A 12,508-nucleotide genomic window follows, 5' to 3' on the forward strand; every position below is an offset into this window, starting at 1 on the left:
ACCCGTGGGCCCGGCACGCCCTGCCGCGCCGGGCCCACGGAACCGCGGTGCGCCCGCTAGCCCACCCAGCCGCGCAGCGCCGTGACCCGCTGGACGGCCGCGCCGAAGGCGGCGGACGGCAACTGCCCTGATTCCAGGGCCGATTCGAGAGCGCTCACCGCGTCGGCGCCCTGCGAGGCGTCCCGCGCCGAACACAGCAGCAGATCCATCCCCGCGCTCGCCGCGAGGACCGCCCGGGTCCCGGTGTCGTACGACGGGTCGATGGCGCCCGCCTCCAGCGCGTCGGTGATGGTGACGCCGGTGAAGCCCAGGCGCTGCCGCAGCTCCCGCTGGACCACGACGGACGACAGGCCCGCCGGATGGCCGGAATCCAGCGCGGTGTAGACCGCCCAGGAACACATCACCAGCTTCACCCCTGCGCACACCGCCGCCGTGTACGGCGCCTCGTCCACCGACCGCAGCTCGGACAGGCTCTGGGTGAGGGTGACCGGGCCCTCGTCGGTGTTCTGCGCCGTGGCCGCCGCCCCGAGGCCGGGGAAGTGCTTGGCGGTCGCCGCGACCCCGGTCTTCTGCTGGGCCTCGATGAACGCGTGCCCGCAGGAGGAGACCACGGCCGGGTCCATGCTGTAGGAGCGCTGGTACTCGTCGATGAAGTTCCCGGCCGTGCGGTAGACGTCCAGCACCGGCGCCAGGTTGACGTTCATCCCGACGCCCGCGAGGTTCTGGCCGGCCTGGGTGCCCGCGGTGGACGCCGCGCCCGCCGGGTCGCCCGCCGCGCCGATCTGCTTCTCCGACGACACCGGCGCACCCGGCAACCGCCGTACCTCGCCGCCCTCCTGATCGGTCATCAGCAGCAGCGGAAGCTTGACCGGGCTGGAGGCGTTCGCCTTGTTCAACTGGCCGATGACGGAGGTGATCTGGCTGTCGGAGGAGATGTTCTCGCCGAAGAAGATGACGCCTGCCACCTCTCCGGCCGCGATGGCGTCCAACAGCGCGGCGGGCGGCGTCAGGCCGGGATACGAGTAGACGACGCGCTGGCCCGCTTGCTGACGGCTCGTCAAGTCGGGCCGGTGGTGGGCGGGGTGGTGGCGGTGGCGCGGCTGCGCGTCGGCGCGTTGCGCGCCGGTGGCGGCCGACGCGGTGGCCACGGCGGCACCGGCCGCGGCGAGCAGAGTACGACGGCGCAGGGAGGACGTGCGAGGTGCGTCCATGAAGGGCCCCTTCCCGGCAGTGCTCCGAGGTTCGCGATGTCCGTGACATGGCAGGCGCGGTGACCGTACGTCCGTACCCGGATGCCGGGAAAGGGCTTCGGCCGCCGCCGTTGGTCTACTCCTTCGGCGGTACGGCGACGGTACGGCGACGTGCGACGACGCGCCGCGCTGAAGGAAACTTCCGGCCACAGAAACCGGCGCCCCGGCGCTCCACCGGGCGGCCGACGCGATGCCGGGGCTGGTGGCTACCGCCGAGTAGTGCGAGGATCGCGCTCATCCCGGCCTGCGGGCGACCCCAGTGGACGACGAGGATGGCCATGGCTGAACCGCACGATCTGACCGCACGCGAGCAGGCGGAGGCGATCAGGACCGGCACGCTCTCGCCGGTGGAACTCACCGACCACTACCTCGACCGCATCGAGCGGCTCGGCGACACGGTCGGCGCGTTCATCACCGTCACACCCGAGATCGCCCGCAAGCAGGCGGCCGACGCCGAGGCCGAGGCGCTCGCCGCCCGCCGCGAGGGGCGCGAACTGCCGCCGCTGCACGGCGTTCCGGTGCCGGTCAAGGACCTCAACTTCGTGGCCGGAGTGCGCTGCACGCTCGGCTCGGCCGCGTACGCCGACCACGTGCCGGACGTGGACGACCACGTGGTGACCCGGCTGCGGCAGGCGGGCACCGTAATGCTCGGCAAGACCAACACCCCCGAGTTCGGCCTGCCCTGCTATACCGAGAACCGCCTCGCCCCGCCCGCCCGCACCCCGTGGGACCTGGAGCGCTCGGCGGGCGGCTCCAGCGGCGGGGCGGGCGCAGCCGTCGCCGCCGGGCTCGCCCCCGTCGCGCACGGCAGCGACGGCGGCGGATCGATCCGCATCCCGTCCTCCGTCTGCGGCCTGTTCGGCCTCAAGCCCAGCCGCGGACGCGTCAGTTCGGGCCCGGTGCAGCACGACGTCAGCGGCCTGAGCACCTCGGGCCCGATCGCCCGCACGGTGGCCGACGCCGCCGCGCTGCTCGACGTGATGGCCGGACCCATGCCGGGCGCCCCCTACGCGGCCCCGTCCCTGCCGCCCGGCGAGAGCTTCGTCTCCTACGCCGCCCGCGAGCCGGGAACGCTGCGGGTGGTCGGCCTGCCCGACCCGCCGGTGCCCGGGGTGCCGCTGCACCCGGACTGCCGCGCCGCCTACGAGGACGCGGCGGGGTTGCTGCGGGAGCTGGGACACCAGGTCGAGGAGATCCAGCTCCCGGTGGACGACGGCATCAAGGACGCCTTCACCACCGTCTGGGAGGTGATGTCCACCGTCTACCCGATCGCGCCCGAGCAGGAGGACCTGCTGATGCCGGTCACCCGGCACCTGCGCGCGGGCGGCGCCAAGGTCTCCGGGCCCGGCCTCGCCTCCGCCCTGTACGCGTTCCGCGCGCTCGGGCAACTCGTCGCGGACGCGCTGCTGAGCACGTACGACGTGATCCTCACGCCGACGCTCGCCCAGCCGCCGGCCCTCGTCGGCGGACTGCGCGACGAGGCCGACCCGGAGGCCGAGTTCGCGGCGATCGCCCGCTTCACGCCGTTCACCCCGCTCTACAACGCCACCGGGCAGCCCGCGGTCAACGTGCCGCTGCACTGGACGGCCGGCGGTCTGCCGATCGGCGTGATGTTCGGTGGCCGGTACGGGGACGAGGCGACGCTGCTGTCCCTGTCCGCCCAGCTGGAGGCCGCCCGGCCGTGGGCGGGACGGCGGCCGGAGATCTGGTGAGGCGGATGCGGTGAGGCGAGGGCGTGACGGGCCCGGGCGCGCGTCCGGGCCCGTCACGCCTGACGTTCGTGCGGCGGGTGGACCGCGCCCGGCACCCGGCTCAGCGGGGCGCCGCTGCCACCCCAGCGGGTCGAGACGATCTCCGCGGCGATGGACACCGCCACCTCCTGCGGGGTCCTGCCGCCCAGGTCGAGGCCGATGGGCGAGCGCAGCCGGGCGAGTTCGGCATCGGTCAGCCCGGCCTCGCGCAGCAACGCGGTCCGCTCGTCGTGGGTGCGCCTGCTGCCCATCACGCCCACGTACCCGGCCTCGGTGCGCAACGCCACCTCCAGCAGCGGCACGTCGAACTTCGGGTCGTGGGTCAGCACGCAGATGACCGTGGCCGGGTCGACGTCGGTGCCGCGCAGGAAGCGGTGCGGCCAGTCGACCACCACCTCGACGCCCGGCGGGAAGCGGCTCGCGGTCGCGAAGGGCGGGCGGGCGTCGCAGACGGTGACCCGGTAGCCGAGGAACCCGCCGATCGCGGCCACCGCCGCCGCGTAGTCGATCGCCCCGAACACCAGCATCCTCGGTGGCGGCGCGAAGGACTGGACGAAGACCGTCACGTCGTCCTCGCGGCGCTCGCCGCCCGGCCCGTAGTGCCGCAGCCCGGTCGCGCCACCGGCCAGCGCGCCGCGCGCGTCCGCGGTCACGGCGACGTCAAGTCCCTTGCTGCCCAAGCTTCCTGACGTCGCGTCGGGCCAGACGGCCAGTGTCGCGCCGACCGGCGCCGGGCCCTCGGTCACCGTGGCCAGCGCCACCGGCCCGCCGTCCCGCACCGACGCGGCGACCTCGGCGAAGGCCGGATCGGTCGCCCGGGTGACCGGACGCACCAGCACGGTGATCTCGCCCCCGCAGGTCAGCCCGGCCGCGAACGCGTCGTCGTCGCTGTAACCGAAGGTGGCAGGACGTGCCCTGCCGTCCGCCACGACCTCCTTGGCCAGCTCCAGGACGGCACCCTCGACGCAGCCCCCGGAGACGCTGCCCAGCACCTCGTCGTCCGGCCCGACCGCCATCGCCGCCCCCGGCCCGCGCGGCGCGCTGCGGCTCACCGCGACCACGGTGGCCAGGCCGAACGGCTCCCCGGCCGCGTACCAACGGCTCAGCCCGGCGAGGATCTCACGCATGGCCGCATCGTCCCGCACCCCCGGCGGCCCCGCACTCCGGCGGCCCGGCCCGGCTGTGACGGACAGGACGGCGGCCGGACCCTGCGCGGGCCCCGCCGCCGTCCTATCGTGGCACGCATGAGTGGACACTTCGACGTCGTCGTCCTTGGCGCCGGCCCCGGCGGGTACACCGCCGCGGTGCGCAGCGCCCAGCTGGGGCTCTCCGTGGCCGTGGTCGAGGAGCGGTACTGGGGCGGTGTGTGCCTCAACGTGGGGTGCATCCCCTCGAAGGCGCTGCTGCGCAACGCGGAACTCGCCCATCTGTTCACCCAGGATGCGAAGACCTTCGGCATCCGGGTCGAGGGCCGGGTGAGCTTCGACTACGGCGAGGCGTTCGCGCGCAGCCGCAGGGTGGCGGACGGCCGGGTCAAGGGCGTGCACTACCTGATGAAGAAGAACAAGATCACCGAGTACACCGGCCGGGGCACCTTCACCGACGCCAACACCCTCTCGGTGAGCACCGCCGACGGCTCCACCGAGACCCTGACCTTCGACAACTGCGTCATCGCCGCCGGTGCCACCACCAAGCTGCTGCCCGGCACCTCGCTCAGCGAGCGCGTGGTCACCTACGAGGAGCAGATCCTCAGCGACACCCTGCCGCGCAGCATCGTCATCGCGGGCGCCGGCGCGATCGGCGTCGAGTTCGCGTACGTGCTGCACAACTACGGCGTCCAGGTCACGCTGGTGGAGTTCCTGGACCGGGTGGTGCCGCTGGAGGACGAGGAGGTCTCCGCCGAACTCGCCAAGCGCTACCGCAAGCTCGGCGTCAACGTCCTGACCTCCACCCGCGTCGAGGCCATCGACGACTCCGGCGACCAGGTCAAGGTGCACGTCTCCACCGGCGGCCAGCGCCAGACGCTGGAGGCCGACAAGGTGCTCCAGGCGATCGGCTTCCAGCCCAGGGTCACCGGCTACGGCCTGGAGAACACCGGCGTACGGCTGACCGAACGCGGCGCCATCGACGTGGACGGCCGCTGCCGCACCAGCGTGCCGCACATCTACGCCATCGGTGACGTGACCGCCAAGCTGATGCTGGCGCACGCCGCCGAGTCCATGGGCGTCATCGCCGCCGAGACCATCGCCGACGCGGAGACGATGGAACTGGACTACGTGATGATCCCGCGCGCCACCTACTGCCAGCCGCAGATCGCCAGCTTCGGCTTCACCGAGGCGCAGGCACGTGAACGCGGCTTCGACGTCAAGGTGCAGAAGTTCCCGTTCACCGCCAACGGCAAGGCGCACGGTCTCGGCGACCCGGCCGGGTTCGTGAAGATCCTCAGCGACGGCACGCACGGCGAGCTGCTCGGCGCCCACCTGATCGGTCCCGAAGTCACCGAGCTGCTGCCGGAGTTGACGCTGGCCCAGCAGTGGGACCTGACGGTCCACGAGGTGGCCCGCAACGTGCACGCCCACCCGACGCTGGGCGAGGCGGTCAAGGAGGCGATCCACGGACTCGCCGGGCACATGATCAACATGTGACGGACGGCAGCGGATCCGGGGCCCGGGGGAGTGAACTCGCCCGGGCCCCGGGCCCGTTCAGCCTCTCCCGCCCCGGGACCCCGGGTCCGTTCACTCCCCGATGTCCTCGCACCACAGGTCGGGCCGCGCGGCGACGAACTCCCGCATCATCGCCACGCACTCCGCGTCGTCCAGCACCGTCACCCGCACCCCGAGCCCGGCCAGCCAGTCGTGGCCGCCTCGGAAGGTGACGGCCTCCCCGATCACCACGTGACCGATGCCGAACTGCCGTACCAGACCTGAGCAGTACCAGCACGGCGACAGGGTGGTGACCATCGTGGTGTCCGCGTAGCGCCGCATCCGCCCGGCCGCACGGAACGCGGCGGTCTCGGCATGGGTGGCCGGGTCGTCGTCCTGCACCCTGCGGTTGCGCCCGCTGCCCAGCAGCCGCCCGCCCGCGCCGAACAGGGCGGCCCCGATGGGGATGCCGCCCTCGGCCAGCCCGGCTCGCGCCTCCCGCAACGCCACCGCGAGCATCGCGCGGGGGTCGCCGTGTGCCGTCGTCTCGTCCATCCGCCCACGGTAGGGCCCCGCGCCCGGGCCGACCGGGCTTCAGGCGGCCCGGCCGGTGCCGAGCCGGAAGTCGGACGGGTCGGCGTGGCGCAGGGCGCGCAGGGCGGAGCGGGGCACCGGCAGCGCGGGCACCGTCACGACCGGGCAGCGGGCCTTCGCCAGCACCGCGCGCCGTACCGTCCCGCGCAGCGCCCGGGCGAGGCGGCGGCCGGTGCCGTCGCCGACCACGACGACGTCGCCCTGCCGGTCGGCGACCGCGCACAGGGCCTCGGCGGCCGGGGCCCGCAGCACCAGCGGCTCGACCCGCAGGCCCGCCGGGGCGCCGCCGAAGACGGTCTCCAGGGCGTCCGTCAGACGTGCCGAGGCGGCCCGCTCCCAGCCCCTGGCCAGCGGCGGGCAGGGGGCGCGGCGGTAGGCCTGTTCGCCCTCGGGCGGGGCCCAGGCGAGCACCGGGACGACGACGCGGCCGGTCCCGGCGGCCAGGGCGGCCGCGTGCCGCAGGGCAGCGAGGCCGGCGGGCGATCCGGTCACCCCGACCACGACCCGCGGCCGACCGGCGTCGACGCCGTCCAGCGCGACCCTGCGGGCCGGGAGGGCGCGCACGGCACCGGGTGCCGTCGGCCGGTGACCGCGTCGGCCACGGACCGCGAGGAGCAGCAGCGCGCCGCCCGCGAGGCCGGTCAGCACCAGGACGGCGGTGAGGAGGTGGGTCATCAGTGCGGTGGTCATGGCATGAAGTCTTGTCACCGGCAGATCCTGCCAACAGTGGCGCCTTTGTCCTTGTGGCACAAGATCCTGCCACCTACCCTGGACGCATGCTCAGGACCATCGCGGCCGTCCTGGTCGACGGCACCGCCCCCTTCGAGTTCGGCGTGGTGTGCGAGGTGTTCGGCATCGACCGGACCATGGACGGCGTGCCGCCGATGGAGTTCCGCGTCTGCGGCGAGCGCCCCGGCGAACCCCTGACCACCGAGGTGGGCGTCGGCATCGTCCCCACCCACGGACTCGACGCCCTCGACGGCGCCGACCTGGTGGCCGTGCCCGCCGCCCGCATACGCGGCGACTACCCGCCCGCGGTGCTCGACGCGCTGCGCACGGCCGCGGGAAGAGGCGCGACGGTGCTGTCGGTGTGCAGCGGTGCCTTCGTGCTGGGCGCCGCCGGACTGCTGGACGGCCGCCGCTGCACCACCCACTGGATGCACACCGACGAGCTGGCCCGCCGCTTCCCCGCCGCCGAGGTCGACCCCGACGTGCTGTTCGTCGACGACGGCACCCTCATCACCAGCGCCGGCACCGCCGCCGGGATCGACGCCTGCCTGCACCTGGTCCGCCGCGAGCTGGGCTCGGGCCCGGCCACCGCGGTCGCCCGGCGGATGGTCGTGCCTCCCCAACGCGACGGCGGACAGCGGCAGTTCGTGACCCCGGCGGTCCCCGAGTGCACGGCCGACAGCCTGGAACCGGTGCTGGCGTGGATGCTGCGGTCGCTCGCCACCGACCACACCGTGGCCACCCTCGCCCGCCGGGCCAGGATGTCGCAGCGCACCTTCGCCCGCCGCTTCGCCGCCGAGACCGGCACCACGCCGCACCGCTGGCTGACCGCCCAACGCGTGCTGCACGCACGGCGCTTGCTGGAGGAGACGCCGCTCGGCGTCGACGAGATCGCCCGCGACTGCGGATTCGGCACCGCCGCGCTGCTGCGGCACCACTTCCGCCGCGTCGTCGGCGTCACCCCGACCGACTACCGCAGGACCTTCGCGTCCCGCCCGGCCGTCAGGACACCGGCGGCCTGAGCCGCGTCCGGGCGGGACGCCTGCCGTACCCGCCGGTCACGAGCAACTGAGCGCGCCCGCCTGCTCCTTCGCCGTCAGCACCCGCTTGACGCTCTGCTCGACCTGCGAGCGGAACGTCGCGTCGCCGCCCATCTTGTCCAGCACCGCGCTCGTCATCGGCGCGACCGTCGCCGGGTTCACCGTCAGCACGAGGTTGCCGCCCGCGGCGATGAAACGCACCGCGCGGTCCCCGGTCGGCACCGCCCGCACCTGCGCCGCGTTGCCGAGGTCGTCGGAGATGATGACGCCGTTGAACTTCAGCTCGTCGCGGATCATCCCGGTCAGCACGGTCGAGGAGAAGGCGCCCTGCTGGGTGGGGTCGATGCGCTGGTAGACCGCGAGCGCCGCCATGATGAACTGCGCGCCCGCCTTGATGCCGCTCTCGTACGTGGTCAGGTAGTCGCCGGTGCGCTGGGTGGCGGTGTCGGTGACGCCCGCGGTCACGTCGGTGTTGCCGCTGGCCTGGCCGAGGCTGGGGAAGTGCTTGAGGGTGGTGAGCTCCCCGGCCTGCTCCATGCCGCGCACGAACGCGCTGCTCTGCCGGGCGACGGTGGAGGCGTCGGTGCCGTAGTTGCGCATCAGCATGCCGATGGGCGCGTTGGTGTTCTGCAGGCGGGGCGGCACCACGTCGACCACCGGCGCGAGGTCCAGGTCGACGCCCGCGGAGCGCAGTTGCGAGGCCCAGGTCCCGGCGCTGGTCTGGAGCTTGGACGTGGGCCATCCGCCCTGTGCCATGGCCGACGGGATCACGGAGAACCCGGGCCCGTTCAGCACCTGCACCTGGCCGCCCTCCTGGTCGGCGGAGACCAGCAGCCCCACCTTCTTCCCGCCGACCGTGGGCGCCGCCGCCTGGACGCGCCCGGTGAGCGACTTGGTCGACTGCACGCCCGCCGACGAGCGCCCGGTGAGGATCACCGAGCCCGCGTCGTTGTCGCTGATCGCGTTCTGCTCGGCCGTGGTCATGCCGGTCGCGGTCACCGGGGCCATGAACAGCTGGCCCACCCGCTGCTTGTCCGACATCGCCGCGTAGACGTTGTTGACGCAGGCCGAAGCCTGCGCGGAGTGGCTGGGCGACCCGGACGAGGTGCTCGCGGCGGCTGTCGTCGAACGCGTGCCGGAGGGCGCCCCGCTCGTGGTGCCGGGAGCGGGACTGCCGGAGGTGTGCGGGACGCTCGCGGCGCCGGACGGGTGGGACGAGGGGGAGGAGGAGCTGCCACAGCCCGCCACCGCCAGCGCGACACCGAGCGGAAGGGCGGCCAGACGCAGATTCCTGGCACGAGCGCGACCTGACACGGAGAACCAGCCACCTTGTCGAAAGATAGGACAGTAGGTACGGGCTCTCTCAGCGAAACACAGGACACCACGCCCCGCACACGGCGACGCGCGGCCGCGACCCGGATCGGGTGCCGAAAGGCCTAACGCCCCGCCACCCGGCCGCCGCCCCCGGCACACCCCTCGGCACGCGGTCCGGAAGGCTCCCCGGCACGCCCTGCGGCCGGGTCAGGCGCAGCTCGGGATCGGGCCTCCGACGATCGCGAAGGTGTCCGCGGCCAGCTGCCCCATGTCGACCGCCGTGCCCTCGAACTCCGCGTAGCAGGAGTGCAGGTTCATCACCAGGCGCTCCGGCTCGCGCAGCCCCGAGAACCGCCCCGCGTCGATCGAACGGGCGGCGTCGAGCGGCGAGAGGCCCTCCGCGTGGGCGTCGCGTGCCACGCCGAGGATCCAGCGCAGGTAGTCGGTGGTCGCCTCGACCGCCTCCAGGCCGCAGGGCTCGCCGTGGCCGGGCACGATCAGCCGCGGCGCCAGCTCGCCGATCTCCTCCAGGGTCCGCAGCAGCCCGGTCGGGGAGCCCTCGGCGAGCATCGGGGTGCCGCCGTTGAAGATCAGATCACCGCTGATGAGCAGGCGGTCGTCGGGCAGCCAGGCGTACACGTCCCCGTGGGTGTGCGCGGCCCGGCCGGGGTGGCGCAGCTCGACCCGGCGCTCGCCGCTCCACAGCTCGAGCCGCTCGGCGAAGGTCACCGCGGGGCCCGCAGCCCGGATGTCGCCCCACTCGGGACCGGCGAACATCGGCAGCACGGCGTGGTAGTCCTCGCGCAGCACCCGGTCCCGGCAGTAGGGGTGCGAGACGATCGTGGCACCGCTGAACAGGTGGTTGCCGTGGGTGTGGTCGCCGTGGTGGTGGGTGGCGACGACCGTGCGCACCGGCCGGTCGGTGACCCGGGCGATCTCGTCCTGGTAGGCGGCGGTGCGCGCCTCGGTGGCGGCGCTGTCGATCGATATCGCCGCGTCGGGACCGTCGATCAGCACGGCGTTGTTGAGGTACCAGCCGCCGTCCGGCTGGATGTACGCGTGCACGCCGTCGGCGACGGCGACCATGCGGGGGGCGGACGGGGCGGCGGGCTGCTCGGTCATGAGGCCTTCCGGGACGCGAGGGAACGGGCGGCGCGAGTGTAGCCGCGCGCTCCTCACGCCCCACCGGGCGACCCCGCCTCGTGCCGTCGGGCAAGCCCTGCCACGTGCCGTGCGGCGGCCCCTGTCACGTACCGCCCGTCACGCGTCGGCCGCGGACTACTGCGCCAGCCAGCTCACGTCACCCATGACGATCACCGGGTGACGGGCCGGGTCCAGGGCCCGCAGCAGTTCCTTCATGTGATCCTGCGTCAGGCTCACGCAGCCGTGCGTGGGCCCGCCGTGGTCGACGTGGATCCAGATGCCACCGCCGCGCGAGGCGCCCATCGGCCGCTCGGTGCTGAGCGGGGAGGTGCCGGGGACGTGGTTGTAGTTGATGGCGACGACGTAGTTGAACGCGCCGGCCAGCGGCTCGCCCTCGAAGCCCGCGCCGGTCGCGGTGAACCCGTACGAGTGGGTGTAGGGCAGCTTGGTGCCCGGGTTGGCGAGCAGCCCGCCCGCGTCGGTGAGGGTGAACACGCCCTCCGGGGAGTGCAGGTCACCCTCGTAGTGGTCGGTGGTCCAGCCGTCCAGCGCGTTGTGCGCGGGCCAGGACGCGCCGGCCTGCCAGCCGTCGGCGGTGCGCTGGTAGAGGACGGCGGTGGAGTGCGGGGAGTGCTCGTCGTGGCCAGTGACCAGCACGACCTGCTGGGCGTCGGCCGGGATGTGGGCCGTGGTGCGCGGGCCGACTCCGGGCAGCCGCTGCGGCAGCCGCTCCGCCTGCGCGTGGCCGCCGTCCGGCGAGACGTTGGCGGCCGCGGTCGGGGGCTTGCCGTCGGCGGCGGTGCCGTCGCCGTGCCCTCCGCATCCGGCGAGTGCCCCCACGGCGAGCAGGGCGAGGGCGGCTGAGGTCAGCGGAGTGCGGCGCGCGGGCATTGCGTGGGGGCCTTTCGAAAGCCTCGGGGTCCGGAGCGGGCGGATCCGGTCGCCCGCCTCGTCGCACAGCTTAAAGGGCGCGCACCCGCGCCCCCCGCTTCCCACGAGCGATCTCGGCCACGCCGCTGAAGTGGCCTACACGCCGCGGTCCTTCCCGCTGCCCGCGCACCGGCGTGTCGCGCCGCCTACGCCTCGGCGAGCAGCCGCCTCAGGAATTCCGCGGTGTCCTTGGGCTGTTCGGCCTCCGCGGACAGCCGGTCCATCACCGACATGTAGTTGTCGACGTCGTCCAGCTTCTCCAGGTACAGGGCACTGGTCAGCTGTTCGAGGTAGACCACGTCCGGCAGGTCGGGCTCCTGGAAGCGCAGGATGGTGATCGGGCCGCCCGCCGCCGCCAGGCCGCCGATGTCGAACGGAGCCACCTGCACGGTGACGTTCGGCAGCTCGGTGATCCGCAGCAGGTGCTCCAGCTGACCGCGCATCACCTCGCGCCCGCCCAGCGGCCTGCGCAGCGCCGCCTCGTCCACGACCGCCCACAGCCTCGGCGCGTCGGAGGCCTTGAGCAACTGCTGGCGCTTCATGCGCAGCTCCACGCGGCGTTCTATCTCGCGCTGCGACGCGTGGCGGTACCCCAGCCTGGTGACCGCGCGCGCGTAGTCCTCGGTCTGCAACAGGCCGGGGACGAACTGGACTTCGTAGGTGCGGATCAGGGAGGCGGCCTCCTCGAGGCCGATCAGCGTGTCGAACCACTGCTCCAGCACGTCGCCGTACTGCTGCCACCAGCCGGGCATCCCGGCCTGCCGGGCGAGTTCGAGGTACTGCCCGCGCTCGTCGGCGTCGTGGACACCGTAGAGGGTGAGCAGGTCGGCGATGTCGCGCTCCTTGCAGCCGACGCGGCCGAGTTCGAGGCGGCTGATCTTCGCGTGCGAACCGCGGATCGCCTCGCCGGCCTGCTCGCGGGTGATGCCCTTCTGGATGCGCAGCTTGCGCAGTTGGGTTCCCAGCACGATGCGCAGGACGGTCGGGCCACCGCGAGGGTGCTCCAAGTAGCGCCGTATCGGCGGTTCGCTGCTGCTCGGCCGCATCATGGCGGTCATGACGACTCTCCTGGGTGACGGGGCGAACACCAAGTCTCGCATCCACGTGGCCGGTTG

At 73.6% G+C, this 12,508-nt stretch carries 11 protein-coding genes; 3 read left to right on the top strand and 8 right to left on the bottom strand.

What is annotated here, in order from left to right; translation table 11 throughout:
• Nucleotides 1-56: 56 nt before the first annotated feature.
• The gene (locus tag K7472_RS11985) at nucleotides 57-1,211 is read right to left on the bottom strand and encodes a glycoside hydrolase family 3 N-terminal domain-containing protein (protein WP_222977020.1); all 1,155 of its coding nucleotides are present in this window, start codon (nucleotides 1,209-1,211) and stop codon (nucleotides 57-59) included.
• A gap of 317 nt (nucleotides 1,212-1,528) precedes the next feature.
• Here K7472_RS11985 and K7472_RS11990 point away from each other — a divergent pair, with 317 nt between their 5' ends.
• On the top strand, nucleotides 1,529-2,962 hold the full coding sequence (locus tag K7472_RS11990; RefSeq protein WP_222977021.1) for an amidase: 1,434 nt from the start codon (nucleotides 1,529-1,531) through the stop codon (nucleotides 2,960-2,962).
• Nucleotides 2,963-3,015: 53 nt separating this feature from the next.
• On the opposite strand, the gene K7472_RS11995 is transcribed toward K7472_RS11990, so the two are convergent.
• Entirely contained in the window at nucleotides 3,016-4,128 is a 1,113-nt protein-coding gene (locus K7472_RS11995; RefSeq protein ID WP_222977022.1) for an XdhC family protein, read from the bottom strand.
• Between the two features lie 117 nt (nucleotides 4,129-4,245).
• Between K7472_RS11995 and lpdA the strand changes: the two genes are divergently transcribed.
• Nucleotides 4,246-5,646 carry a dihydrolipoyl dehydrogenase gene (gene lpdA / locus K7472_RS12000; RefSeq protein ID WP_222977023.1) on the top strand — a complete coding sequence of 467 codons (1,401 nt, stop codon included), beginning with the start codon at nucleotides 4,246-4,248 and terminating at the stop codon, nucleotides 5,644-5,646.
• A gap of 90 nt (nucleotides 5,647-5,736) precedes the next feature.
• Here the strand turns inward: lpdA and K7472_RS12005 are convergent, their stop codons facing one another.
• Together K7472_RS12005 and K7472_RS12010 are read right to left on the bottom strand one after the other, a co-directional pair.
• Nucleotides 5,737-6,198 carry a nucleoside deaminase gene (locus K7472_RS12005; RefSeq protein ID WP_222977024.1) on the bottom strand — a complete coding sequence of 154 codons (462 nt, stop codon included), beginning with the start codon at nucleotides 6,196-6,198 and terminating at the stop codon, nucleotides 5,737-5,739.
• A gap of 39 nt (nucleotides 6,199-6,237) precedes the next feature.
• Entirely contained in the window at nucleotides 6,238-6,927 is a 690-nt protein-coding gene (locus K7472_RS12010; protein ID WP_222977025.1) for a universal stress protein, read from the bottom strand.
• A gap of 86 nt (nucleotides 6,928-7,013) precedes the next feature.
• Here K7472_RS12010 and K7472_RS12015 point away from each other — a divergent pair, with 86 nt between their 5' ends.
• Nucleotides 7,014-7,988 carry a GlxA family transcriptional regulator gene (locus K7472_RS12015; protein ID WP_222977027.1) on the top strand — a complete coding sequence of 325 codons (975 nt, stop codon included), beginning with the start codon at nucleotides 7,014-7,016 and terminating at the stop codon, nucleotides 7,986-7,988.
• A 36-nt stretch (nucleotides 7,989-8,024) separates the two neighbouring features.
• On the opposite strand, the gene K7472_RS12020 is transcribed toward K7472_RS12015, so the two are convergent.
• From K7472_RS12020 to K7472_RS12035, 4 genes are all read right to left on the bottom strand, one after another.
• Nucleotides 8,025-9,320, bottom strand: a complete 1,296-nt coding sequence (locus K7472_RS12020) for a glycoside hydrolase family 3 N-terminal domain-containing protein (RefSeq protein ID WP_308013876.1) — start codon at nucleotides 9,318-9,320, stop codon at nucleotides 8,025-8,027.
• A gap of 207 nt (nucleotides 9,321-9,527) precedes the next feature.
• A complete protein-coding gene (locus K7472_RS12025) occupies nucleotides 9,528-10,442 on the bottom strand; it encodes an MBL fold metallo-hydrolase (RefSeq protein ID WP_222977029.1) in 915 nt (304 codons plus the stop codon).
• Nucleotides 10,443-10,598: 156 nt separating this feature from the next.
• The gene (locus K7472_RS12030) at nucleotides 10,599-11,354 is read right to left on the bottom strand and encodes a L,D-transpeptidase family protein (RefSeq protein ID WP_222977032.1); all 756 of its coding nucleotides are present in this window, start codon (nucleotides 11,352-11,354) and stop codon (nucleotides 10,599-10,601) included.
• 185 nt (nucleotides 11,355-11,539) lie between these two features.
• A complete protein-coding gene (locus K7472_RS12035; RefSeq protein WP_222977033.1) occupies nucleotides 11,540-12,451 on the bottom strand; it encodes a Sco1979 family transcriptional regulator in 912 nt (303 codons plus the stop codon).
• Between the last annotated feature and the right edge of the window lie 57 nt (nucleotides 12,452-12,508).

It is taken from the genome of Streptantibioticus parmotrematis, from assembly GCF_019890615.1.
Lineage (GTDB): Bacteria > Actinomycetota > Actinomycetes > Streptomycetales > Streptomycetaceae > Streptantibioticus_D > Streptantibioticus_D parmotrematis.